23 protein-coding genes and 1 pseudogene are annotated in these 23887 nt (G+C 59.9%); 17 read left to right on the forward strand and 7 right to left on the reverse strand.

The genetic code is table 11. From position 1 onward, the window contains the following. A partial coding sequence (locus EAV90_RS40255) for a hypothetical protein (RefSeq protein WP_208738570.1) occupies positions 1-234 on the forward strand: 234 nt, incomplete at its 5' end. Between the two features lie 203 nt (positions 235-437). On the opposite strand, the gene EAV90_RS35065 is transcribed toward EAV90_RS40255, so the two are convergent. Continuing rightward, entirely contained in the window at positions 438-683 is a 246-nt protein-coding gene (locus EAV90_RS35065; RefSeq protein WP_129146038.1) for a hypothetical protein, read from the reverse strand. A gap of 243 nt (positions 684-926) precedes the next feature. Between EAV90_RS35065 and ald the strand changes: the two genes are divergently transcribed. Further along, on the forward strand, positions 927-2039 hold the full coding sequence (gene ald / locus EAV90_RS35070) for an alanine dehydrogenase (protein ID WP_129146039.1): 1113 nt from the start codon (positions 927-929) through the stop codon (positions 2037-2039). Positions 2040-2391: 352 nt separating this feature from the next. Here the strand turns inward: ald and EAV90_RS41980 are convergent. The 6 genes and pseudogenes from EAV90_RS41980 to EAV90_RS35095 all read right to left on the reverse strand — a co-directional run. Further along, positions 2392-2577 (reverse strand): annotated as a pseudogene (locus EAV90_RS41980) (hypothetical protein); the annotation flags it as partial. A gap of 104 nt (positions 2578-2681) precedes the next feature. After that, positions 2682-3656, reverse strand: coding sequence for an ABC transporter ATP-binding protein (locus EAV90_RS35075; protein WP_245509697.1), 975 nt, complete (start codon positions 3654-3656; stop codon positions 2682-2684). Then, a complete protein-coding gene (locus EAV90_RS35080) occupies positions 3643-4617 on the reverse strand; it encodes an ABC transporter ATP-binding protein (RefSeq protein WP_129146041.1) in 975 nt (324 codons plus the stop codon). The genes EAV90_RS35075 and EAV90_RS35080 overlap by 14 nt, the downstream gene beginning before the upstream one ends. Further along, positions 4614-5501 (reverse strand): ABC transporter permease, encoded by an 888-nt coding sequence (locus EAV90_RS35085; protein ID WP_129146042.1) that lies wholly within the window; start codon positions 5499-5501, stop codon positions 4614-4616. Before EAV90_RS35085 ends, EAV90_RS35080 begins: the two co-directional genes overlap by 4 nt. After that, positions 5501-6517 carry an ABC transporter permease gene (locus EAV90_RS35090; protein ID WP_129146043.1) on the reverse strand — a complete coding sequence of 339 codons (1017 nt, stop codon included), beginning with the start codon at positions 6515-6517 and terminating at the stop codon, positions 5501-5503. Before EAV90_RS35090 ends, EAV90_RS35085 begins: the two co-directional genes overlap by 1 nt. A 36-nt stretch (positions 6518-6553) precedes the next feature. Beyond that, positions 6554-8095 carry an ABC transporter substrate-binding protein gene (locus tag EAV90_RS35095; protein WP_164937238.1) on the reverse strand — a complete coding sequence of 514 codons (1542 nt, stop codon included), beginning with the start codon at positions 8093-8095 and terminating at the stop codon, positions 6554-6556. A gap of 207 nt (positions 8096-8302) precedes the next feature. On the opposite strand from EAV90_RS35095, the gene EAV90_RS35100 reads away from it, so the two are divergent. From EAV90_RS35100 to cofH, 15 genes are all read left to right on the forward strand, one after another. After that, a complete protein-coding gene (locus EAV90_RS35100; RefSeq protein ID WP_129146045.1) occupies positions 8303-9103 on the forward strand; it encodes an IclR family transcriptional regulator in 801 nt (266 codons plus the stop codon). 43 nt (positions 9104-9146) lie between these two features. After that, positions 9147-10223, forward strand: coding sequence for an S-methyl thiohydantoin desulfurase family protein (locus tag EAV90_RS35105; protein WP_129146046.1), 1077 nt, complete (start codon positions 9147-9149; stop codon positions 10221-10223). After that, the gene (locus EAV90_RS35110; protein WP_129146047.1) at positions 10220-11803 is read left to right on the forward strand and encodes a hydantoinase/oxoprolinase N-terminal domain-containing protein; all 1584 of its coding nucleotides are present in this window, start codon (positions 10220-10222) and stop codon (positions 11801-11803) included. The genes EAV90_RS35105 and EAV90_RS35110 overlap by 4 nt, the downstream gene beginning before the upstream one ends. Further along, positions 11785-12105, forward strand: a complete 321-nt coding sequence (locus tag EAV90_RS35115) for a hypothetical protein (RefSeq protein WP_129146048.1) — start codon at positions 11785-11787, stop codon at positions 12103-12105. The genes EAV90_RS35110 and EAV90_RS35115 overlap by 19 nt, the downstream gene beginning before the upstream one ends. 62 nt (positions 12106-12167) lie before the next feature. Continuing rightward, on the forward strand, positions 12168-13202 hold the full coding sequence (locus EAV90_RS35120) for an LLM class flavin-dependent oxidoreductase (RefSeq protein ID WP_129146049.1): 1035 nt from the start codon (positions 12168-12170) through the stop codon (positions 13200-13202). Between the two features lie 6 nt (positions 13203-13208). Beyond that, positions 13209-14084, forward strand: a complete 876-nt coding sequence (locus tag EAV90_RS35125) for an FAD binding domain-containing protein (protein ID WP_129146050.1) — start codon at positions 13209-13211, stop codon at positions 14082-14084. Further along, a complete protein-coding gene (locus EAV90_RS40985) occupies positions 14081-14575 on the forward strand; it encodes a (2Fe-2S)-binding protein (protein ID WP_129146051.1) in 495 nt (164 codons plus the stop codon). The genes EAV90_RS35125 and EAV90_RS40985 overlap by 4 nt, the downstream gene beginning before the upstream one ends. After that, the gene (locus EAV90_RS35135; RefSeq protein ID WP_283810524.1) at positions 14572-16845 is read left to right on the forward strand and encodes a xanthine dehydrogenase family protein molybdopterin-binding subunit; all 2274 of its coding nucleotides are present in this window, start codon (positions 14572-14574) and stop codon (positions 16843-16845) included. Before EAV90_RS40985 ends, EAV90_RS35135 begins: the two co-directional genes overlap by 4 nt. Then, the gene (locus tag EAV90_RS35140) at positions 16842-17075 is read left to right on the forward strand and encodes a MoaD/ThiS family protein (RefSeq protein WP_129146053.1); all 234 of its coding nucleotides are present in this window, start codon (positions 16842-16844) and stop codon (positions 17073-17075) included. Before EAV90_RS35135 ends, EAV90_RS35140 begins: the two co-directional genes overlap by 4 nt. Positions 17076-17282: 207 nt before the next feature. Continuing rightward, complete coding sequence (gene npdG, locus EAV90_RS35145; RefSeq protein WP_129146066.1) at positions 17283-17945, forward strand: NADPH-dependent F420 reductase; 663 nt, start codon at positions 17283-17285, stop codon at positions 17943-17945. Positions 17946-17973: 28 nt separating this feature from the next. Further along, a complete protein-coding gene (locus EAV90_RS35150) occupies positions 17974-18450 on the forward strand; it encodes an Lrp/AsnC family transcriptional regulator (RefSeq protein ID WP_129146054.1) in 477 nt (158 codons plus the stop codon). Positions 18451-18683: 233 nt separating this feature from the next. Continuing rightward, entirely contained in the window at positions 18684-19448 is a 765-nt protein-coding gene (cofE, locus tag EAV90_RS35155) for a coenzyme F420-0:L-glutamate ligase (protein ID WP_129146055.1), read from the forward strand. Further along, positions 19445-20464, forward strand: coding sequence for a 2-phospho-L-lactate transferase (cofD, locus tag EAV90_RS35160; protein WP_129146056.1), 1020 nt, complete (start codon positions 19445-19447; stop codon positions 20462-20464). Before cofE ends, cofD begins: the two co-directional genes overlap by 4 nt. Further along, entirely contained in the window at positions 20451-21218 is a 768-nt protein-coding gene (gene cofC / locus EAV90_RS35165; RefSeq protein ID WP_164937239.1) for a 2-phospho-L-lactate guanylyltransferase, read from the forward strand. The genes cofD and cofC overlap by 14 nt, the downstream gene beginning before the upstream one ends. 12 nt (positions 21219-21230) lie before the next feature. Next, entirely contained in the window at positions 21231-23687 is a 2457-nt protein-coding gene (gene cofH / locus EAV90_RS35170; protein WP_129146058.1) for a 5-amino-6-(D-ribitylamino)uracil--L-tyrosine 4-hydroxyphenyl transferase CofH, read from the forward strand. Positions 23688-23887: the final 200 nt, after the last annotated feature.

Consider the following 23887-nt stretch of genomic DNA (forward strand, 5'->3'; position numbering starts at 1 on the left):
TACCCGCTCCGAACCAGGGTCACCCCATCACCGCGCGCCGGCGGCGTCAATCATCCCGACCGCGCTATCCAAAGCATTCCGCGCAAGTCAAGCCCGGGCACCGGTGATACTATCGTGACGCTCACGGAGAAACAAAGGTTTGGCGATCTGCTCAAACACTCCGTAGGAGGTGCTTCACCAGCAAAGGCAACCACTTCTGATGCATCTCTGAAATGCAGCGAACCTAAAGGATGAGCCCGAAATTAGTCCAACAAAAGTGCCCCGCATCGTTTCCAATGCGGGCAAGTAGCTCTGCACCTTGCAGGTCATCAGCTCTCAACGGACTTCAACCATTCCAAGGCTTGAGGATGGTCTCCCTTGCCACGCCAGCGGGCCTCGCCGCTGCTCCGGGAAGAATCGCACCGAGCCACGTCGGTGTCCTCAGGCTCCTGACATGATCAGCCGCTGGCTTCCTTACGCACGCGGATGACGCGCCGTCCGCTGCCGGGTAGGCCGATCAGATCGACGTTGAAGCCCTTGCCGTCGTCATGCGCGCGCTCGGTACCACTGCACGATTGCAACGAGCCCGTGGTGCAGGAACAGCTGGCGTCGCTGCGCTGGCGCTGCTGCCGTTGAGCCGGCTCTGGGCGGGAAAACGCCACGGGCAGGCGCACCTTCGCCTTTGGCTGGATCATCAGCAGCAATCGGACGCTTGTGGCGCATGCCTCAAGAACTGAGCTGCCCAGCCCGAGCGGCCACTCGCCGGAATCGGATTCTGGCCGCGCGCAGCGACCCTGAGAAACGACAGGACAGCGACTGTTTGGAATTCTGCAAGATGCCCTCGGCGAGCGAAGATTCTCGCCGTTATGCCGCCCGTTCTTCCCGATTTTGCAGAGAAACAACTTGGCCTTTCGACTAGAAGGGGGCGTCCAACGAGGAGATTGCATATGAAGGTCGGGGTGCCTAAGGAAATCAAGACGCACGAATACCGCGTGGGTCTAACCCCTGGCGCCGTCCGAGAATATGTAGCTGCCGGTCACAGTGTACTGGTCGAGACCAATGCGGGTGGGGGCATTGGCGCGAGCGATGACAATTATCGCAACGCCGGCGCATCGATTGTCGGCTCGGCTCGTGAGGTCTTCGCATCGAGCGAGATGATCGTAAAGGTGAAGGAGCCGCAACCCTCCGAATGGACTGAGCTGCGAGAGGAGCAGATCCTTTTCACCTACCTGCATCTGGCGCCAGACCCGGAACAGGCGAAGGGACTCCTAGAATCTGGATGCACCGCCATCGCCTATGAGACGGTGACGGATGCGCATGGCGGGCTTCCGCTGCTCGCGCCGATGAGCGAAGTTGCGGGAAGGCTTGCGGTCGAAGCGGCAGGCCGCGCCCTGACGCGCTATACCGGCGGGCGGGGGCTGTTGATTGGCGGCGTTCCTGGCGTGCAGCCGGCTCGCATCGTCGTGATCGGAGGCGGCGTCGTTGGGACTCATGCGGCCCGAATAGCCGCCGGCCTGGGTGCCGAGGTCACGATCCTCGACCGCTCGATCCCGCGCCTTCGCGAGCTGGATGAACTGTTCGAAGGCCGCGTCCGTACCAGATTCTCGACCATAGACGCCGTCGAAGAGGAAGTCTTTGCAGCAGACGTTGTCATCGGCGCGGTCCTCGTTCCCGGTGCAAGCGCGCCGAAACTCGTCAGCCGCAGCATGCTGGCCTCAATGCGCAAGGGCTCCGTCATCGTTGACGTCGCCATCGATCAAGGCGGCTGCTTCGAAACATCGCGCCCGACCACGCACGCGGATCCAACTTACGAGGTCGATGGCGTAATTCACTATTGCGTCGCCAATATGCCCGGAGCCGTCCCGCTCACGTCAAGCCAAGCACTGAACAATGCCACACTGCCGTTCGGGTTGGCGCTCGCCAACAAGGGTTTCGCGGCGGTCCTCGAAAATCCGCATCTGCGCGCTGGCCTCAATATCTATCGCGGCCGGCTCACTTACAAGACTGTAGCCGAGAGCCTTGGCCTGCCATTCTCCCCGATCGAACAGGCTGCGGCCTGATCCCAGAAGTCCCTATGGGACGTTTCCTCCCTCACTTAAGGGCCGCTCCTTGGAGTGGCCCTTTTTTTGAGGACGCGAGGGGTATGCGCCCTGCAACTCGCCCAGCGAAGCCGAGAGTTCGTGTTTGTTGGCTTGACCCCTTTTAAAGGGTGATTGAATCTACGTGAAGCATCCACCGGGCTCTTCGTCAGAACCGGCGCGGATGATCAGGGCGTAGGTGCATCAGCACGAGTAGATCCGAAGCAGGCGCATCCAGACCAAGCGCCTCGTCGCGGGTGTCACGGCTCGATACGTTCCGACCAGACCGATACCGTCTTCGATTTATCCAGATGCTTCTCGTAAAGGTCGTCGATCAGTTCCTTTCCGGCGACAGCGAGTTCAGCCTCACAGACCGCACGATCGGTCTACGCTCAATATAGTCCCAAGGGGCCACAGGAGAGGTCGTTTCGGTGATTCGATGCGTGCGATAGCTCACGATCGACTTCAACTTCGAAGCAAACACATATTCCACGTCGCGTTCAAATCGTTCATAGTCAACTGCGCTGACCTCAAGGCTTCAATGTCGCAAAAACAAACCGGACAACAGCCATCTTGAACTCGAGCTCCTCAGCACCGCGCCTCTAACATTTATAGACGTCCTTATCAGACCAGGTGACAGGCCACGAACCGGCCGGGCGCAACCTCCTTCAAAGGCGGTCTTTCCGCGCATACAGGTTTGGCCAACGGACAGCGACCTCTCAGCCTGCATCCAGGCGCGATATCGATAGGGCTTGGAATTTCGCCCGACAAAGCGAAATCGTCACGCTTTGCGTCGGGATCAGGAACTGGAACGGCCGCTAGCAAAGCGCGCGAGTAGGGATGCAAGGGCTTTGCAAACAGATCCTTGGTGCCCGACATCTCCACTATGCTGCCGAGATACATCACCGCAACGCGGCTCGCCAGGTACTTCACAGTGGCCAGATCGTGTGAAATGAACAGGTAAGACAACCCGAGTTGCTCGCGCAGTTTCTCCAACAGGAGAATTGCCCGCGAGCGTAGCGATACGTCCAGTGCGGAGGTTGGCTCGTCAAGAACAACGAAGCGGGGATTCGTTGCAATCGCCCTGGCTATATTGACGCGCTGGCGTTGACCGCCCGAAAGCTCGTGCGGATACCGGTCCAACAGATCGCGGCCGAGCCCCACCTCCTGCGTGAGCTCCTCGACGCGGTCGCGCCGCTCCTTCGCCGGAAGCTTGGTATGCAGCGTGAGCGCCTCCTCCACCATCCGTCTCACCGATAGTCTAGGATTGAGCGAGGCAGTAGGATCCTGAAACACCATCTGGATATCGCGGCGCAAAGGCTTCATGGCATGGGCATCAAGCCTCGCTATGTCCGTGCCATCATAGCGGACGGATCCCGCCGTCGGCTCGACTAGCCGAACCAAGCAACGCGCGACGGTCGATTTTCCGCAGCCGGATTCGCCAACCAATGCAACCGTCTCGCCGGCTTCTATATCGAAGGAGACTGAATCGACCGCCCGCACGACAGGCTGTTCCTGACCGCGCAGGCGCGCGAGAGTGCCGGCCACCCCGCCGAGCGGAAAATGCATCTGCAGATCACGTATCTCAACAAGTGCCACGGCGTTCCTCGAATCCATAACATGCTACAACATGGCCGGGGCCGGCCTCGATCATCGTAGGGCGTGCGACACGACAGCGATCCATCACCCACTCACAGCGTCCTGCGTAACGGCACCCGCTCGGCGGGTTGACCAGGGACGGAACCGACCCTGGTATGGGCTCTAGAACGACGTCTCGATCGACCCTCGGTATCGATCGGACGAGCGCCTTCGTGTAGGGATGGGCCGGATTATGAAACAGCTCCCGCACGGGCGCGCATTCAACCACCTGGCCGGCATGCATAACGGCGACGCGATCGCAGATCTCGGCAACGACGCCAAGATCGTGCGTGACGAGCATGATCGCCGCACCTGTTTTCGCGCTCAATTCGCGCAGCAGATCAAGAATCTTGGCCGCGATCGAAACGTCGAGCCCGGTCGTTGGCTCGTCCGCGAGCAGGAGCTGAGGGGAGGTTGCAAGCGCCATAGCGATCATGATCCGCTGACACATTCCTCCCGAGAGCTGATGCGGGTATTGCTTGGCTCTCTTTTCGGGCGCCGGAATGCGGACAAGGCGCAGCATCTCCAGCATTTTCTTGTCGGCCTCTCGTGGCGACAAGCCGGCGTGGACCATCAGCAAGCGTGAAATCTGCTTTCCAACAGTCAGGAGCGGGTTGAGCGCGGTTCGCGGCGTCTGCGATACCATCGCGATCTTTGCGCCGCGCATGCGCCGCATCTCTTCCTCAGAAAGCCTGCCAAGGTCTACGCCGTCAAAGTGAACGCTGCCGGAGACACGCCCTGGCGGACGGATCAGGCGCAGAATGGCAAAAGACGTGACCGACTTTCCCGACCCGGACTCGCCAACCAGCCCGAGAACCTCGCCCCGACGGATCGTCAGGTTGATGTGGTCGACTGCTTCGATAGCGCCCTGGTTGATCTCAAAATGCACGGTCAAATCAGAGATCTCAAGCAGCTCGGTCATCTCAAACCCCTCATGCGCGGGTCCAGCAAATCACGCAATCCGTCGCCGATAAGATTGAATGCGAGAACGGAGGTCATGATCGCAAGGCCAGGAAACAGGAACAGCCACCATTCTCCGGTAACGATCTGTGAGGCACCTTCCGCGGTCATCACGCCCCATTCGCTCTGTGGCGGCTGAATTCCAAGTCCAATGAAGGAGAGCGAGGCCATCGTCAGAAGGGCAAAACCCGTCGAAAGCGTCGCCTGCACAATCAGCGGCGGAAGACAGTTCGGCAGCAGGTGAATCAACACAATCCTCCAGGTCGGATTGCCGACAGTGCGAGCAGCATCGGCATATTCCATCTCGCGGAGTCGAAGCATCTCTCCACGGGTCAGCCGCAGGTAGGCCGGGATTTGCGTGATCGAGATAGCAATTGCGACATTGGTGGTGGAATTGCCAAGCCCCGCCGTAATGCCCATAGCCAGTACAAAGGCCGGGAAGGCCATCAGAGCATCGACGATGCGCATCGCGATCGTATCAGTCCACCCCCGGCTGTAGCCGACGACCGCTCCAAGCAACCCTCCGATCGAAACGGCAACAAACGTTGCCGCAAAGGCAACCAGGAGGTCGACACGTGCGGCAAAAATGATCCGCGAGAGTTGATCGCGGCCGAACTCGTCAGTGCCGAGCGCATGATGCCAGGAAGGCGGCTGCAAAGAGGCTGCGGGGTCGGTGGCGTCGGGCGCGTAGGGCGCCACGATCGGCGCCGATATCGCCGCCGCCGCGATCAGCACGATCACGCACAGTGCGGCAAAGGAGACGGGATTGCGCTGAAGCCGCTGCCACACCAGTGATGAAGCCGCTGGTTGCGAAATCGAAGAGGAGATAGACAATGATGAGGACATCAGCTGAACCTAATCCGGGGATCAACGAGACCGTACGCAATATCGACCGCCAAATTGACCATGACACATGTCACTGCGACGAAGAGGATGAAAGACTGGATCGGAGCCGAGTCCTTCGTAAGCAATGCGGTCACCGCGTAATTGCCGATACCAGGCCATGAGAACACGCTTTCGACGACCGCATTCCCGGCCATTAGAAATCCAAAAACAATTCCGGAAATCGTGATGACGGGTATCAGCGCATTTCGCAGCGCGTCCCGATAGATCACCGTTCTTCGCGGCAATCCGGCCGCCCACGCCGCCTTGATGTAATCGGACTCGAGGATCTCAAGCATGGTGGATCGCACCATGCGCGCAACTGGCGCGATTGCGCTAAGCCCGAGGGTCGCTGCAGGCAGCATGAGCTGATTCAGACTTGATCGTAAGGTGGTCCAGTTGCCGGTAAGCAGGGAGTCGATCACATAAAGCCCTGTTATATGTGCGGGAGGTTCTATGCCCGGTCCCAGGCGACCCAGTGGTGAGGGGGCCAGGTTGAGCATGTAGAAGAAGACGTAAACGAACAGGAGCCCGGTCAGGAAGCTCGGCATTGCGACACCCATGATGCCGACCACGCGACCGATATGGTCGATCAATGTGTCGCGATGCACCGCAGAAAGGACCCCAAGCGGCAGTCCGATCACGATCGCGATGAGAAGGCTCGCAAGATTGAGCTCGAGAGTGGCGGGCAGGCGCTGAAGAAAGTCCTGCGAAACCGGCCGTCCCGTCGAGGCACTCTCACCAAGATCACCTTTGAAGATGCCGGATACGTAGCGGTAGTATTGCTCCGGGAACGGGCGATCCAGGCCCATTTGGTGCTCCATTTCAGCGAGATGTTCGGGCGTGGCGAACGGGCCCGCCTTGACCATGGCCGGATTGCCAGGGAGCAGGTAGGTGAGAGTGAAGCAGATCACGCTAACGCCGAACAAGGTCGGCAGAGCCAGCGCAAACCGTCGCATGACATAATTGAAGAAACCCATTGAAGCGCTCTCTCTATTGAGACGAAGACGACGTGCTCAGGCGAGCTTCATGCTGAAAAAGCGCTCATAACTATCCCAACGCTTCTCAATACCAATGAGGTCGGATCGCATGACGCGGGTCCAGTTCTCGTACCAGAGATGCCCCCAGACGGCGTCGCCGATAATGATCTCCTGCAGGCGTTTTGCCGCGGCAAGACGCTTGCTGGTGTCGGTTTCATGCATGTTCTCATCGATCAGCTTGTCGACTTCCGGATTGGAATAGAATGAGGTGTTGGTGCCTTTCGCTGTGCTGTGGAAGTTGAAGAACAGGTGATAGAAGGGATCGTTGATCCACGACTGCCAAGACTCGATCGAAAGCTGGTGATCGCCCTTGGTTGCGATCTGGCGGAAGGTGGCTTCGGTTTCCTTGACGATGTTCACCTTGAAGCCGATCTTCTCCAGCTCAGTCTGAAGCCAGACCGAGGCCTGCTCGTGCGGCTGCCATCCAGCGCGTACCGCAAGATCGATCGGAATAGGCTCATTGCCGAAGCCCGCTTCGCGCATCAACTCCTTGGCCTTTGCGATGTTGTACTTGTAGGGACTGATCGTGCTGTCGTAACCGGGTGTCAAACTCGGCACAGGGCTCTTCATCTCGGTGCCAAAACCATACAGCACGCTCGGTATGATGGCTTGCACCGGGATGGCGTAGTTGATGGCCTGGCGCACTTTGACATTGTTAAGCGGCGCCTTCTGCGTGTTCATGCAAAGCCAGTGACACAGGGTGTCCGGCACGGAGACGGTCTTCAAACCTGGCTCCGCCTCGAGACTCTTCACATTGCGCGGAGATAGCGTTGATCTGCCGACCACCATGTCGACGGCCTTGCGCTTGAGCAGCAGCACGCGGTCAGCTTCGTTCGGCACATATTTGAGGACGACCCGATCGAAATAGGGGCGACCACGCCAGTGATCGGCCTGCGCTTCCAACACGACCTCGACGCCTGGCTGGTTCTTCACCAGCTGGTACGGCCCGAGCCCGGCTGTGTTTCGCTTCAACCAGTTGGCGGCCCAGGGATCATCGGCGGTCGCATTCGCCTTGACCTCTTCCGGATCAAGCAGCGCGTTGTTCATAAGCGCCATCATGTCCAGCGCCATCGGGCTTGGCGAGGGCATGTTGATTTCGATCGTGAAGTTGTCGCGCACCTTGAATTGCTCGGGCTTGGTTACCCCGAGAAGGCGCGGAAACAGGAGGCGCATATAACCGGGCGACTGCAGCCCGCGGTCGAGGAGATACTTCAGAGTCGTGGCGTTGACGTCGCGGCCGCTCGGTAATTTCAAGCCTTTGCGGATGTTCAGCACCAGCGTGGCGTCGCCATTTTCAAAGGACCAGGACTGGGCGATGCCACCCTCGATCTCGCCAGGCTTTGCTTGCGACACCCCCGGCTTTCCTTCGACCGGCTGCACCTTCCACATCAGCGGGCTGTCGTAAACGTTTGCCTGCACGGTGTAGCCGGCCGACGTCTTGAAGGACGCCGGATCGAGCGTGTCGATATCGGCATCCCAGGCGACTGTCAGGGTTCGCTTTTCCTGAGCGGCAGCCAAGCGAACTGTGCTCGTGAATGTAAGGGCTGCGACGCTCGTTGCGGCAAACTTCAAGAAATCCCGACGGCGTGTATCGCTTGTCATCTCATTCCCCTCCTGACTTTACGCAAAGATTTGCCGGTCATCCGGTGCGCGGTGGCTTGCATTATTGTCATCGTTCTGTTATTGTCAACTCAGTTTCAATATACGAAACTGGATGATTAAAAAGTGGGCTCGATAGAAAACGCAGCGCAAATCCTTAGACTTTTCGGGCCGGGCAGGCTCGAAGTCTCGGTGACAGATGTCTCGCAACTGTTGAATATGCCTAAAAGTTCGGCATCTCGGTTGCTGAAGACGATGCTGCTTGAGGGGCTGCTGTCGCGCTCGGAAAATCCGCCGCGCTATAAGGTTGGAAATCTGCTTTTCGAGATTTCGCGCCTCTACAAGCTGAACTCTTCCCTGATTGACGCCGTCGATGAGGCCGTAAAGGAGATCACTCGAGAGACCGGGCACACCGGTTATGTCTCGATCCTTGATGGTGCGGATGTTCTGGTCATCCGCATGCATCAGGGCTCCCACGCCTTGCGTGTCTTCACGCCGCTGGGTCAGCGTGCTCCTGCCTTTGCGACTGCGATTGGACGCAGTCTGCTCTCGCGCTTTCCGGATAGTGTGGTGCGCTCGCTTCATGCTGAAGGTGTCACTCCGCCTTCGCCGCGCGCGCCTCAAAATGTCGACGAGCTGGTGGCGGCGCTGGATCAGCCGCGCCGGTTCGGCTGGGCCGAGGCCCTCGATGAGGCGATCCCCGGGGTCGGCTCAATCTCAGTGAGCGTCTCCGATCCAGAAATCCGCGAGACCGTGGGGTTCTGTATTTCTTATCCAGCCTCGCACATGAGCGATGAGGAGAGGAATCGAGCGATCACGCTGCTTACAACTGCCGCCCAGCGCATAGCGCACCGCTTCGGCGATCAGTTTCTGCTGCAGCGGGCGCAGCGCGCGCTTGGCGGAGGCGGCGGTCCGGTTGCTGCTTGATCGGTTTTTTATCGCCGCAATCGATGCGGCTTGGAGGATATAGATGAGGCAATTGAGTCCAGAGGATATCGAGGCGCTCTCGGTCGGTGCCTGGATTCTCGGAACAGGCGGGGGCGGGAGTCCGTATCACGCGCTCTTGAATTTGCGACGTTTCTACGATGCGGGCGTTCGCGTCGATCTGATCGATCCCGACGAGCTGGACGATGATGATGCGATCGCGGTTGTCTCCATCATGGGCGCGCCGCTTGTCTTCCAGGAACGTCTGGTCGACAGCACGCTAATCGCTCGCGCCGTTTCGGCCATGGAGGAGCATCTTGGCCGCAAGTTCAGGGCGGTGATGGCGGTCGAGATCGGCGGCGGCAATGGCATGCAGTCCTTGCTTGCTGCCGTTCACCTGAAAATTCCAGTTGTCGACGCCGATGCGATGGGCCGCGCCTATCCCGAAGCGCAAATGACAAGCTTCGCAGTGGGCAATCTCGCTCCTTATCCGCTGACCTCAGTAGACCCGCGCGGTAATGAGGCCATCGTTGGCAAAACCTCCTCCTGGAAATGGATGGAGCGCGTGAGCCGCAAGCTTTGCACTGAGTTCGGATCCATCGTTGCGACCTGCAAGGCGCCGCGCACCGGCGCTGAGGTGAAAAAGTGGGCCATTCCCCATACCACATCCAAGGCCATTAATCTCGGACGGGCGGTTGCTGAGGCCAACCGGCAGCACGCCGACCCGATTGCGGCCATTCTGAAGGCGGAATCCGGCAAGTTCCTGTTCTCCGGCAAGGTCGTTGAAGTCGAGCGGCGGACAACGGAGGGCTTCCTGCGCGGCCGCACATTCATGGAGGGGCTTGGCGATGACCACGGCAGCCGGATCCGGATCGACTTCCAGAATGAGTGGATCGTCGTGTGGCGTGATGGGCAGGCGCTCGTCTCGACGCCGGACCTTATTTGCGTTCTCGACAGCGAATCCGGCGAAGCGATCGGAACGGAAACCATTCGTTACGGGCAGCGCACGACGGTGATCGCGCTGCCGGCGGCTCCAGTCTTCCTCTCGCCGCGCGGACTCGACCATGTCGGCCCCCGCGCCTTTGGTTATGACATCGATTTCAAGTCGGTATTCTGCTCATGAGACGCATTGGGATTGACGTAGGTGGCACCAATACGGATGCCGTGCTGATCGACGGCGGAAAGGTCGTGCAGGGCGTGAAGGTCGCGACCACGGCCGACGTCACCAGTGGTGTGGCTGCGGCCATCGAGGCACTCGATCTGAGTGCCGAGCATGGGAGCGGTCTCGACGCGCTGATGATCGGCACGACCCACTTCATCAATGCGGTCGTTCAGCGCCGTCATCTGACAAAAGTGGCGGTGATCCGGGTCGCGCTCCCCGCCACGAGCTCCTTGCCGCCCTTCACCGATTGGCCGGCTGGCCTCGCTGAGCTCGCCAATGGCGGGGTCTTTCAAATCGAAGGCGGCCACGACTACGACGGGCGCAGGTTCGCCCCTCTGGATACTGCCGGAGCCAGAAGAATTGCGCGCGAAATACGCAATCTCGGCCTCAAATACGTCGTGGTCAACGCACTGTTCTCGCCGCTTGATCCGTCCGACGAAGAAGCGGTCGCCGCCATCCTGCGCGAAGAAATCCCCGATGTGTCGGTGACCTGCGCACATTTGCTCGGCGGGATCGGATTGCTCGAACGTGAGAACGCGGCAATTCTCAATGCCTCTCTCATTGCGCTTGCGCGGGAGACCATCACGGCCTTTGAGCATGCCAAGTCAAAAGTCGGGCTGAACGCGCCGCTTTTTGTCACGCAAAACGACGGCACGGTCGCGGAGGCCTCGCGTGCCGCTACCTACCCGGTGTTCAGCTTTGCCTCCGGTGCGACCAACTCAATGCGCGGTGCGGCCTATCTTTCGGGGCTCAAGGATGCGGTGGTGGTCGACGTCGGCGGCACGACGGCGGACTTTGGCTACCTGAGGAATGGCTTTCCCCGTGAAGCCAACGCGGTCGTTCATATTGGAGGCGTCAGGACCCTGTTCCGTATGCCGGATCTCGTTTCGATCGGACTAGGTGGCGGCAGCCATATCGACCTTGAAGCGGCAACCATCGGGCCGCTTAGCGTTGGGTATCGCCTGTCCACGGAAGCGCTGGTGTTTGGCGGCAATAGCGTGACGGCGACGGACATCGGCGTTGCCGCCGGGCTGATCGAACTCGGCGATCGCAAGCGTGTGGCACACATCGCTGCCGATGACGTGAAAAGGATTCTGCGCCGCTGCAAGCAGATGCTGGAAGAGAACGTCGACCGGATGAAGACAAGCGCTTCAGACATCACGCTGATTGCTGTCGGTGGCGGCGCGTTTCTTGTTCCGGAAGAATTGCAGGGCGTCGGGCGTGTCGTTCGGGTTCAGCATGGTGGTTGCGCGAATGCGGTTGGCGCAGCCATTGCCCAGGTCAGTGGTGAAGTCGACCAGGTGTTTCAGGGCCTGACGCGAGACGAGGCGGTTGCTTCAGCACGCAAGCTTGCCGAATCCCGGGCAGTGGAGGCCGGCGCGGATTCAGAATCGCTCGCGCTGGTCGAGGCGGAGGATACGCCGATCGCCTATCTGCCCGGAAATGCCATGCGCGTGCGCGTCAAAGTGGTCGGCAATATTCGATCAACCCGAATGGGGCAAACAGCCAAGGAGAAAGTCACATGCCAGTCCGTTTCCTGATTAGCACGCTCAAGGAAGGGGTCGACCCGGCGGAATATGAGGCTTGGGTGCGCGAGCGCGACTACGCTCTCGTGCGTAGCCTCGACAATTACGTGAGTTACAAGGTTCATCGCATTCGCCGCCCCATCCAGGGCGCCGAAAACTCAACGTGGCAATATATCGAAAGGATCGAAGTCAAGAGCCTGGAGCAACACGACAAGGACCTTGCCTCACCGGCTGGTGTTGCACTGCGAGAAGAGCTTTATGGCAAGTTTCTCGATCGCTCGAAGAACATCTATTTCGTCACCGACGAGATAGAATGATCCCTTCTTCGCGTTGAGCTCTGCCTGATCCAAGACGTAAGCGCAAACAGGACACCAACAAGATGACCCTCGACCTGCTGATTCTCGGCAACGCGCCCATGGTCAAGATGCTTGATCGCGTCAAGCTCGCCGAAGCGAGCGGATACGACACGGTCTGGCTTGCCGATGAACGGTTCTATCGGGAGGTCTATTCGTGCCTGGGATATTTCGCGCAAAATACGTCTCGGGTCAGGCTCGGACCTTGCGTGACAGATCCCTACGCCAGACATCCTGCACTGACAGCCATGGCGATTGCGACACTCGACGAGATTTCCAACAAGCGCGCAATTCTCGGCCTCGGCGCCGGTATTTCCGGCTTCGCTGAGCTTGGCATCGATCGGAAGAAGCCGGCGCGCGCTATCAGCGAAGCGATCGAGGTGATCCGGATGCTCCTGCGTGGCGACACCGTCACCTACGAGGGAGAGGTCATTCAGTTCAAGGAGGGCAAGCTGAACTTCACTCCTGTTCGCGCTGATATCCCAATCTATGTGGCCAGCAACGGTCCGCTCGGCCAACGGACGGCAGGCGCTTGCGCCGACGCTGCGTTCATGGAGGCAGGCGGCAATGCTCCGGAAGTCAAGGCGTTCCGTGCGAGACTGGATGATGGAGCGAAGAAGGCAGGTCGCGATGCCAAGTCCGTCAGGCTGATCGTCCGCCTCAACGCCTGTGTTGCCCCAGACGGTCAGGCCGCCCGCGACGCGCTGCGGCCGACGGTTGCAAGATTGCTCGGTGCGGGGCGTCTCAAATTCGAAACGGCCGAAGAGCAGGGGCTGACCTTGCCGGAGGATATACTCGCCTCGGTTCAGGGCGCCCATTACGCCGCTGGCGTGACGCCTTATCTTCCTCTGCTGCCATATGTGACCGATCGCCATATCAATGCCTTCACTCTGGCCGGCAATGTCGAGGAGGTGACCGCGCGCGTGATCGAGCTGCGCCAGGCCGGCGTCGACGGGATCATCATCATGCCCTTCGCGCCTGAAGGAGGTACGATCGAGGAGACGATCGCGACGATGGGCTCCCAAGTGTGGCCTGCTGTTGCCCAGGCGAAGGGAGGGTAGCAAGTCATGAGCTTTGATCTGCATCGTCCAGCCAGCGTCACCGAAGCTATCGACCTTGCTCAACGGTTTGCGCCCACCGCACGCTATGTTGCCGGCGGAACCGATACAGTCATCCAGATCAATCGGAAGAAGATCGATCCGGTCCATCTCATCGATGTCGCGTGCCTGCCCGGCATGAGCGAAATCACCGAGACTGCCGACGCGTTCACTCTTGGGGCGCTGACGAGGTACCGCGCGATCGAAACGCATCCTGCGTTTCGGGTTAACCTGCGGGCTCTGCAAGAGGCCGCCAGCGTGGTCGGTGGCCATCAGGTACGAAACATCGCGACCATCGGAGGCAACATCGTCAATGCGTCGCCTGCCGCCGATTTTGTGCCGCCGCTGCTCGCGCTCGATGCCAGTGTCGACATGGCAGGTCCCAATGGACAACGCTCTTCCCCGTTGCTCAACTTCATCGTCGGTCCGGGAAAGACAGCTCTCTTGCCCGCCGAGATCGTGACCAACATCCGGTTTGCCAAGCTTCCAGCCAGATCCGCAACCGCCTTCCTGAAGGAAGGTCGCCGGCGCGCCATGGAAATATCGGTGGTTTGTGTTGCTGCTTGTTTGACGCTGGAGGCTTCCACCTCGCGCTGCGCTTCCGTGCGCCTCGCCATCGGGGCCGCAAGCCCAAAGGCATTCCGTCCCGAACAGGCGGAGAGCTATCTCCTTGGCCAGTCCGCCAGCAAGGAAAATTTTGCGGAGGCTGGCAGGCTCGCTGCGGAGGCGTCCAGTCCGATCTCCGATGTCCGCGCCTCGGCCGGCTACCGCCGTGCCCTTGTCGCGGTGATGGTCGAGCGCGCGCTTGAGACGTGTTTGCAACGAATTCGGGAACAGGATCAATGAACCGGAAAATTCTCAATATCGTTGTCAATGGCGAGAGCCATCAGCTGCTCATCGAGCCCCATTGGACGCTGCTGCAGGTCCTGCGCAACGAGATCGGCATGATGGGCACCAAGGAGAACTGCCTGGAAGCAGAGTGCGGCGTCTGCACGGTGCTGCTTGATGGAAGGGCCGTCAATTCCTGCATCCTGCTTGCGGGCCAGGCTGAGGGATGCTCGATCACCACGATCGAGGGGATCGGCGATCCCGAGCATCTGCATCCCCTTCAGGAAGCGTTCATCGAATGCGGCGCCGTTCAGTGCGGCTACTGCATCCCGGGAATGATCCTGACGGCAAAGTCATTCCTGGACGAACATCCGGGCTGCCGCCCCTCGCGCGAGGAGATCAGGGAAGCCATCGCAGGAACCCTGTGCCGCTGCACCGGCTATCGCAAGATCATCGATGCCGTGGAAACCGCGGCAGACCGCATCGCACTTTCGGGAGCCAAGCAATGAACGCTCAAACCCATCGCGTTGCCGGTCACCGCCTGCCCCGGCGGGATGGCGTCGGCAAAGTTACCGGAAAGCACGTTTATGCTGCGGATTTCAAGCTGCCCGGTATGCTCTACGGCAAGATCCTACGCAGTGCTCGCGCGCACGCTCTGATCAAGAACATCGACGTCTCTCGCGCGGCTGCGATCGCCGGCGTGCGAGGGATCATCACCGCCGCTGATATCCCGCAGGTCCGCTATGGAACTGCGGTGCGCGACACGACCGTGTTCGCAACCGATCGTGTCCTGTTCATGGGGCATGCAGTCGCCGCGGTCGCTGCCACCTCCTCCGAGATCGCCGAGCGCGCGATTGAAGCCATCAAGGTTGAATACCAGGATCTGCCGGCACTGTACGATCCGGAGGAGGCGCTCACAAGCGATATCCGCATCCATCCTGATTGGGAAACCTACAAGGCGCTTCCGATCATTTCGCGCAAGGACAACATCGCAGGCCAAGCCCGTATTCACGTCGGCGATGTCGAGACAGCCTTCGCAAAAGCTCATAAGATCTACGAGCATCGTTTCACGACCTCGCTGCAGCATCCAGGCTACACCGAGCCGCGCGTTGCGACCGCGGATTGGGACGCGAACGGAATCGTGACGGTCTGGTGCAACACCCAATTGCCGTTCGACACGCAAACGACGCTCGCCGAAATTCTCGATTTGCCCGCCGCGCGCGTGCGCGTGACCGTGCCAGGAATTGGTGGTGGCTTCGGCGGCAAGCTGAGGATTGGTGTCGAGCACTTCGCAGCTCTCTTAGCGCGCAAGACCGCCCGCCCGGTCAAGGTGATGTCGACGAGCGAAGAGGAGCTCACAGCCGCGCTTCCGCGTCAGGCCTCCATCGTTCTGCTCAAAACTGCCGTCGACAAGGAAGGGCATCTTCTTGCCCGAAGCGGGCGCGTCATCGTGGATTGTGGCGCTTATGCAGGCTCAGGTCCCGGCACGGCTGCAATCGCACTTCAGGTCATGGCCGGTCCCTATAAGACCGGAGCGCTCGCGTTCGAAAGCATCGCTGTCTACACGAACAAAGTCCATTCGGGCTCCTTCCGTGCTCCGGCGGGGCCGATGGCGAATTTCGCGATGGAAAGCCAGATCGACATGATCGCAAAGGATCTCGGCCTGGATCCTCTCGAAATGCGCCTGCGCAACGTCGTCAAGGAGGGGGATCCCGGTCCTTCGGGCGAGACGCACACCTCCGTGAGCATCGAGGAATGTCTGCGCAAGGCAGCCGATGCGATCGGCTGGCACGATCGTAATCCCGAGCCAGGACGCGGCAAGGGGATCGCCTGCAGCTGGTGGATGACGACGGGTGGCTCGTCTGGGGTCTATGTCAAAATCAATCCCGATGGGAGTGCGACGCTCGTCAGCGGCGCCGTCGAAATCGGCACCGGCGCGATCACGGGAGCTGCTCAAGTGCTGGCCGAGGAGCTGTCTCTCGACTTGACGGACATCAACGTCACCGGGGTGGACACTCAGGCCGCGCCGTTCGACTACGGCGCTCAAGGCAGCCGCACGACCTTCTCTGTCGGCAACGCGTGCCTTGCGGCGGCTAAAGAGCTGCGACGGCAGATGTTCGAGCTCGCAGCCAAGCAGCTAGAAGCACCGATTGAGAACATGAAGCTGCAGGACAAGCACGTGGTCGCAGGCAACAAGTCCATTTCGATCGCGGAGCTGGCCCGCATCTCGCGTTTGGCCGGCGGTGGCCTTATCGCGCATGGCACGGCCATTTCGCCGGCGCCACCCTATGATCCGGCACGCGTCAAGAACCATCCGCTCCCCGTCTGGAATACGCCGAGCTACCATGCCCACGCCGTCGATCTTTCAGTCGATCAAGCAACGGGCAAGGTTACGATCAATCGTTATGTCGTGGCCCAGGACGTCGGATATGCGATCAATCCGACCTATATCGAGGGCCAGATCGAGGGTGGCGTGGCGCAAGGTATAGGCCAGGCGCTGTCGGAAGAGATCGTCTATCAGGATGGCCGCGTCATGAATGCGAACCTGACCGATTACAAGATGCCGACGGCGATGGATGTTCCGGAGATCGAGAGCATTATCGTCGAATGCCGCTCCGCTGCCGGTCCTTACGGTGCCAAGGGCGTCGGCGAGCCACCGTGCATCGAGCCACCGGCTGCTATCGGCAATGCGATCGCGGCGGCGACCGGCTGCTGGCCGAACTCGCTGCCGATGACCGCTGAAAAAATTGCCGCCGCAATGCGAGCCCGGCACCCATGATCCGCGTCGAGGTCAATATGCATGGAAATCTCCGCCGGTTCTTGCCTGGCGGAGTTGGATCCATTCAGCTTGACCTCCCCGACGGAGCGACGATTCTCAACGTGATCGGCTCCTTGAGCGCCGAGCATGAGGTCTGGCTGGCTTCGATTGGTGACATGGTCGTACCGCTATCGGCCGAAGTCAAAGACGGAGCTGAACTTAATTTCTTTCCCTATCTTGAAGGCGGCTAGCATGAACTCCTTTGGTCGGGCAGGAACGGAGAATTGTTGACCCCCCCCCACCGAGCCGTCTTTGAATTATTTCGTTCACGTGAAGTGGCGGTGTACGACTGACCTGTTGAGTGTTCGGCCTGGTCTAAATACCGTCCGACATGGCTCAAGCCAAGCAGAGTGTTCACCGTCAAGACGTCATGCCGCAAGCAAAGGAGTGTAAGCCAAATGTCGAACGCGCCCCTTCCGACTTTGTCAATCATCGGCGGCACTGGAGATCTCGGATCCGGCCTTGCCCGCAGCTGGAGTCGCGCCGGATACTCCGTCATTCTTGGATCGCGCTCGATTGAGCGTGCTCAAGATGCAGTCGCGCTCTTAAAATCCGACGGGTTCGCCAATGTGAGTGGCGACACCAACCTTGCCGCCGCGGCAAAGAGCGATATTGTCGTCGTTGCCGTGCCTTTCGCCAGCTATGAGACAAGCTTGGCCGAGATCAAGGACGCCGCCAAGGGCAAGATCGTTGTCACCGCGGTCGTGCCGCTCGTGCCGCCGAAGGTCTCCGTTGTTCAACTCCCGAGCGCCGGGTCGGCCGCGCTGATCGCGCAGTCGCAGCTTGATCCGAGCTCGCGGGTGGTCGGGGCGTTTCACAATGTTGGCTCACAGAAGCTCCATGCCGGAGGCAAGGCGGACTGCGACGTCCTCGTGTTCAGCGATGATCCTGAGGCCCGCAAGGAGGTGATGCTGCTGGCGGATGCGGTGAGCAATCGCGGGATCGATGGCGGTGCCCTCGCGAACTCGGCCGCAGCCGAGGCTCTTACCTCGGTCCTGATCGCGATCAACCGCAAATACAAAGTGAAGGGTGCCGGCATCACGATTTCCGGCCTGACGTGAATGGAAAACCTCCCGGGCGTTCGCAACGATGCTCACAGCCCTCGATCCTCTGGACCGTAAAATCCTAAGCGAGCTCATTCGGGATGCCCGAATAAGCCAGCTGGCGTTGGCCGAACGGGTCGGCCTCTCGGCAACGTCTTGCGCAAGGCGCGTGCTGCAAATGGAGAAAGCCGGGGTCATTAAAGGCTACTCAGCCGAGATCGATGCAAACTCGCTTGGGTTTCCTCTGACCGTGATCGTCCACATCACGCTCGACCGCCAAAGCGAGGACGCGCTCAGGGTTTTCGAGGCCGAAATTCAGAAATGCCCCGACGTTGTCGCCTGCCATTTGATGTCCGGTACGGACGATTATCGGCTTTCGGTGCTGGCGCGCGACATGGAGGATTACGAACGCATTCATAAACAGCATCTCTCACGCCTGCCAGGCGTGGCAAGACTGCAATCGAGCTTCGCAATGCGCACTGTCGTAAAGCGGTCAATTTCTCCGGCTGCGCTCCATGGCTAGCGTTGCCGGTTGCGAAGCGGGGTCCGGAATAAGGCAGGACGTGGCGCTCGTCAGCACGCCTACAGGATCCCAACGAAGACTTATCCAGGAGGTATGCCAGCTAGTCTGCTTAAGGAGAAGCGTTAGGATACCGAACTGATTTCGGGTACGGCTCTAGATCGTATTCGAGGAGAGATGCCCACGCGCCAGAGACAACAAGACATAGGGCAGCGGCCAAGGAGGAAGAAGTTGCGATGACGAGGAGCATCACTTACACCGCGCTCCCCGGGATTCCTCTGGTGGGACCGGGCGACGATCTGGTTGACGTCATCGTGGATGGCGTGAGGGCCGGAGGGATCGCCGTCGCATCCGGCGATATTTTTGTCATTGCGCAAAAGATCGTGTCAAAGGCGGAAAACAGGTACGTCTATCTCGATGATGTGAGCCCTTCCGACCGCGCTCTGGAGCTTGCAGAAACGGTCGGCAAGGATCCGCGGCACATCGAGGTGGTGCTCTCAGAATCGACCGAGGTTCTTCGCGCACGACAGAATATAATCATCGTCGCTCACCGTCTCGGCTTCGTGATGGCGAACGCCGGCATAGATGAATCCAATATCGAGCAGGATCGCGGCCATCGCGTGTTGTTGCTGCCCGAAGATCCAGATACCAGTTGCCAGCGCCTCAAGACTGGCCTCGATCGACAATTCGGTGTCGATGTCGGCGTCATTATAAACGACAGCTTCGGCCGCCCGTGGCGCAACGGCGTCGTTGGCGTGGCGCTCGGAAGTGCTGGAATTCCTGCCCTTCAGAGCATGATCGGCAAGCCCGATCTGTTCGGGCGGCCCATGCAGGTGACAGAGATCGCGCTAGCGGATGAGCTGGCAGCCGCCGCCTCGCTCTTGATGGGACAGGCAGCCGAAGGCCAGCCCGTCATCCATGTCCGTGGATTCTCCTCTCGCGCGCCAATCAATTCGGCGTCCGCGCTCATGCGTGCGAAAGAACGGGATATGTTCAGATGAACGGGCGGTCACAGTATTTGCCGGGACAAGGACGTGTTGTGGCGCTCTGCGGCGGCGTCGGAGGAGCAAAGCTCGCTGTTGGATTACAGCACGTTCTCGGAGAACGATTGAGCGTGGTCGTCAATGTGGCCGACGATTTCGAGCATCTCGGACTCCATATCTCGCCGGACCTGGACACAGTCCTTTATACGCTCGCAGGTCTCAGCGACCCGGTGCGCGGTTGGGGTCGATCCGATGAGACCTGGAATTTCATGGAGGCTTTGAAGCAGATCGGCGGCGAGACCTGGTTCTTGCTCGGCGATCGCGATATGGCCATGCATATCGAGCGGACCCGCCGTCGCCTAAGCGGCGAAAGTCTCACAATCATTACGAGCGACTTTGCACGCCGGCTCGGTGTTTCTTCAGCTGTGCTGCCCGTCACCAACGACAGGCTTTCCACCATCGTCGACACCCCGGAAGGCGAGCTCGAATTCCAGCGCTATTTCGTCGAACGTCGGTGCGAACCGCTTGTCAAGCAGATCCGGTTCAGGTGGGCCCAAAGCGCTCGCCTGAGCGAGCAGGTGCTTGCGTTATTTGACGCCGAGGATCTTCGTCTCATCATCATATGTCCCTCCAATCCCTATCTCAGCATCGATCCGATCTTGGCTGTTCCGGGAATGGCTCAACAACTGCGTGCGACCAGCGTTCCCGTTGTGGCCATTTCGCCAATTATCGGTGGTCAGGCAATTAAAGGGCCCACGCGCAAGATCATGGACGAACTCGGCCTCGAACCGTCAAATGCAGAGATTTCCAGACATTATGCCGGGCTGCTCGATGGCCTCGTTATAGATACCGCCGATGCGGCAGGGGCGGACGACCTGGGGATCGATGTACACCCGGTACCTACGCTCATGACAGACATGCAGTCGAAGATCACGCTCGCCGAGCATGCGCTTGCCTTCGGCGACAGCCTTCGCGCAAGGCACGAGCGGGGGCCCAGGCCACTTCGAAGGGAGACGCATCATGACGACCCGTGATGCATGGGTAGTCATCCCGGCAAAATCGTTCTCGCGCGCGAAGCAGCGGCTCTCTCCATTGCTGATGTCATCCGAGCGCATCCTGTTGGCCCGGTCGATGCTGGCCGACGTTCTGAGTGCGGCATGCGGGGTGATAGAATTGAACCATGTCGCCGTGGTAACCAATGCGGAGGATGTCGCTCAAGAGGCGGCTCGTCTGGGGACTGTCGTGATTGATGACGGCGGTGCGGACGGAACCAACTCTGCAGTGGCGGCCGGACTCGCTGCCATCGAAAACCGTGGAGGCGAACTCATCCTTGTTCTGCCCAGCGATGTGCCGGCAATCTTGAGCGAGGACGTTTCGACGCTCCTCCAAGCCGCGCAAGGCAACGCCGCAGTGATCGTGCCGGCACCGCGCGATGGCGGCACCAACGCGGTTGCATTCACCTTGGCGCGGCCGTTGCAGCCGTGTTTCGGCCCCGATAGCTTCGCCCGCCACATCGCCGCAGCCGATCGGCTCGGCATTGAGCCTATCGTGTGGCGGAATGCAAGAATTGGGCTGGATCTCGATGCTCCCGCCGATCTCTTTGATTTTCTTGACCTGAACACGTCCACAGCCACCGATCGTTATTTGCGTTCGATTGATCTGGGCCAAAGGCGGCTGGGCATGGGAGCCGGAAAGACGGGGCGCGCAAGCGTCGATGCGGCGGCCGAACTGAGCTCGGGGTTGGTTGCTCAAAATGGAGAGACCTCCGCCGTTTTTCGCGGAGCGTGAGGAGTTCTGAGAATGGTGGATCGGATGCTTCTGGAATCGTTAAGGCGAAGCGACATTTCCGCTTCGGAGGCCCTGTCTCTCGTCAGCGACGTGTCCCTTCCCGATCTCATGCGGATGGCGGCGTCAAAGCGGGATGAGGCTCACGGCAGAAAGATCTCCTACTCGCGAAAAGTCTTCATTCCGCTGACCCAGTTATGCCGTGATGTCTGCCACTACTGCACATTCGCCCATACGCCCCAAAAAGGGCAGCGTGCCTACCTCAGCATCGATGAGGTGCTGGCGATCGCGCGTGCCGGTCGTGAGGCCGGCTGCAAGGAGGCGCTATTTACGCTGGGCGACAAGCCAGAGCTGCGCTACCGCCAGGCCGAGCGAGAGCTGCACGAGATGGGCTTTGCATCGACGCTGGCGTACCTCCAGGAAGCCGCGCGCGTGGTTTTCCGCGAGACCGGCTTGTTGCCGCACCTCAATCCAGGTTTGATGGAGGCCGACGATATCGCAGCCTTGCGCAAGGTCTCCATCTCGCAAGGGATCATGCTCGAGAGCGCATCGGCACGGCTGTGCGAGCCCGGGGGGCCACATTTCGGCTCTCCTGACAAGGAGCCCACAAGTCGGCTGCGAACAATTGAACTCGCAGGCCAGCTTTCGGTCCCGTTCACGAGCGGATTGCTGATCGGCATCGGCGAGACGCCGCTTGAGCGCATCTCCTCGCTGCTTGCATTGCGCAATCTCGACGAACGCTACGGGCACATTCAGGAAGTCATTATCCAGAACTTCAGGCCGAAGCCGGAAACCCGCATGAGGGACGCGCCGGCGCCGACTATGGAAGAGCATCTGTGGACCCTTGCGCTCACGCGATTGCTGTTCCGACCCGACATGAACATCCAGGCGCCCCCCAATCTCAGCCCGGGCGTACTGCACATGATCCTGGCCGCTGGCATTAATGATTGGGGCGGCGTATCCCCGGTTACACCGGACCACGTCAATCCGGAGGCGCCTTGGCCGCATGTGACACGCCTGTCCGAGGCCACCGCTGAATGCGGCAAGACGCTCGTCGAACGCCTCGCAGTTTACCCGGCCTATGCGCGTCAATATGCTCGCTGGACTGACGCGTCCCTGCAGAAAAACCTGCTCGGTCTTGTGGACGGAAACGGCTGGCCGCGTTTGGACGAATGGTGCCCTGGAGCGAGGTGCGATCCGCCTGCCGGCGAGCTCGCGATGCTGCGTGAAGATGCCAGCTCGCCCGCCGTCTTAACCGGCAGTTTTCGGGGAATTGTCGCAAAGGCTCATTCTGGGGCACGACTCGACGAGGCAGAGATCGTGTCGCTGTTCGAGGCCGAGGGTCGCGATTTCACGACCGTGTGCCGCGCTGCTGACGAGCTGCGCCGCTCCGTCAATGGGGATTCCGTTAGTTATGTCGTCAACCGCAACATCAACTACACCAATATCTGCTACTTCAGGTGTCAGTTCTGCGCTTTCTCGAAAGGAAAGCTCGCCGAGAACTTGCGCGGGCGGCCGTACGATATCTCCATGGATGAGATCGGGCGGCGCGCGTGCGAAGCCTGGGAGCGCGGAGCGACCGAAGTCTGCATGCAGGGCGGCATCCATCCCGCCTACACCGGCGCCAAGTATCTTGAGATTTGTCGGACCGTAAAGCAGTTCACCCCCGAAATGCATATCCATGCTTTCTCGCCCCTCGAGGTGTTTCAGGGGGCCAAGACGCTCGGAATTTCAGTTGATGAGTTTCTGCGCGAGTTGAAGGACGCTGGTCTTAGTACATTGCCCGGGACGGCTGCAGAAATCCTGGACGACGAGGTTCGCGCAATCCTATGTCCCGACAAGATCAACACCGCGCAATGGCTGCAGGTCATGGCAGCGGCCCATAGAGCGGGATTGCGCAGCACCGCGACGATCATGTTCGGTCATGTCGACCGTTACGAGCATTGGGCAAAGCATCTGTTGCGTATCCGGGATCTTCAGACCGAGACCGGTGGCTTCACTGAATTTGTCCCATTGCCGTTCGTGCACATGGAAGCCCCGATCTACTTGAAAGGGCGCTCGCGCAAGGGGCCGACCTTCCGCGAAGTCGTTCTCATGCATGCGATCGGACGTCTCGTCTTCCACTCGAAAATCTCCAACATCCAGACCTCTTGGGTGAAGCTCGGCGAAAAAGGCGTTCGCGCCTGCCTTGAGGCTGGTGTGAACGATCTCGGCGGCACGCTGATGGACGAAACGATCTCGCGTTCAGCCGGCGCCCAACATGGCCACGAGATGGCTCCAAAACAAATGGAAGAGCTCATCCGGGCCATGGCACGCCTGCCGCGCCAACGTACGACGCTCTATGGCGAAGTTGCTGATGATCGTTATCTCGCCTCGCTGAACCCTCCGCCGCTCACTCCGATTGTTACGGGACTGGACGACCATCGCGATGGAGGAGACATCCCTCGGCCCCGCGCTCTTGAAATAACTTAGCCGGAGCGCGTCGCGCGCGAGCCTCAGACGATGCCGGTGCGTGTGGGGCCGGTCTTGACGTATCATTTGATTTGTGATCACATATCTGAAACGGAGGGTCCTTAGAGTGAGCCGCATTATCATGCCCGCAGCACGCTTTCGGCTGGGCGTTGATCGCCCAAGCAAGGTTCACTCCAGCGTTTCGCGCATTTGTGAGCGGT

This window comes from Bradyrhizobium vignae (genome assembly GCF_004114425.1).
Classification (GTDB): domain Bacteria; phylum Pseudomonadota; class Alphaproteobacteria; order Rhizobiales; family Xanthobacteraceae; genus Bradyrhizobium; species Bradyrhizobium vignae.

What these genes read in the sequence shown, in the direction of transcription:
- EAV90_RS35150 (WP_129146054.1), top strand. Translation starts at nt 17,974, where the DNA reads ATGCTCACAGCCCTCGATCCTCTGGACCGTAAAATCCTAAGCGAGCTC.
- cofE (WP_129146055.1), top strand. Translation starts at nt 18,684, where the DNA reads ATGACGAGGAGCATCACTTACACCGCGCTCCCCGGGATTCCTCTGGTG.
- EAV90_RS35115 (WP_129146048.1), top strand. Translation starts at nt 11,785, where the DNA reads ATGCCAGTCCGTTTCCTGATTAGCACGCTCAAGGAAGGGGTCGACCCG.
- EAV90_RS35125 (WP_129146050.1), top strand. Translation starts at nt 13,209, where the DNA reads ATGAGCTTTGATCTGCATCGTCCAGCCAGCGTCACCGAAGCTATCGAC.
- cofH (WP_129146058.1), top strand. Translation starts at nt 21,231, where the DNA reads ATGGTGGATCGGATGCTTCTGGAATCGTTAAGGCGAAGCGACATTTCC.
- EAV90_RS35140 (WP_129146053.1), top strand. Translation starts at nt 16,842, where the DNA reads ATGATCCGCGTCGAGGTCAATATGCATGGAAATCTCCGCCGGTTCTTG.
- EAV90_RS35080 (WP_129146041.1), bottom strand. Translation starts at nt 4,617, where the DNA reads ATGACCGAGCTGCTTGAGATCTCTGATTTGACCGTGCATTTTGAGATC.
- EAV90_RS40985 (WP_129146051.1), top strand. Translation starts at nt 14,081, where the DNA reads ATGAACCGGAAAATTCTCAATATCGTTGTCAATGGCGAGAGCCATCAG.
- EAV90_RS35085 (WP_129146042.1), bottom strand. Translation starts at nt 5,501, where the DNA reads ATGTCCTCATCATTGTCTATCTCCTCTTCGATTTCGCAACCAGCGGCT.
- ald (WP_129146039.1), top strand. Translation starts at nt 927, where the DNA reads ATGAAGGTCGGGGTGCCTAAGGAAATCAAGACGCACGAATACCGCGTG.
- npdG (WP_129146066.1), top strand. Translation starts at nt 17,283, where the DNA reads ATGTCGAACGCGCCCCTTCCGACTTTGTCAATCATCGGCGGCACTGGA.
- EAV90_RS35105 (WP_129146046.1), top strand. Translation starts at nt 9,147, where the DNA reads ATGAGGCAATTGAGTCCAGAGGATATCGAGGCGCTCTCGGTCGGTGCC.
- EAV90_RS35135 (WP_283810524.1), top strand. Translation starts at nt 14,572, where the DNA reads ATGAACGCTCAAACCCATCGCGTTGCCGGTCACCGCCTGCCCCGGCGG.
- EAV90_RS35110 (WP_129146047.1), top strand. Translation starts at nt 10,220, where the DNA reads ATGAGACGCATTGGGATTGACGTAGGTGGCACCAATACGGATGCCGTG.
- cofD (WP_129146056.1), top strand. Translation starts at nt 19,445, where the DNA reads ATGAACGGGCGGTCACAGTATTTGCCGGGACAAGGACGTGTTGTGGCG.
- EAV90_RS35120 (WP_129146049.1), top strand. Translation starts at nt 12,168, where the DNA reads ATGACCCTCGACCTGCTGATTCTCGGCAACGCGCCCATGGTCAAGATG.
- cofC (WP_164937239.1), top strand. Translation starts at nt 20,451, where the DNA reads ATGACGACCCGTGATGCATGGGTAGTCATCCCGGCAAAATCGTTCTCG.
- EAV90_RS35090 (WP_129146043.1), bottom strand. Translation starts at nt 6,517, where the DNA reads ATGGGTTTCTTCAATTATGTCATGCGACGGTTTGCGCTGGCTCTGCCG.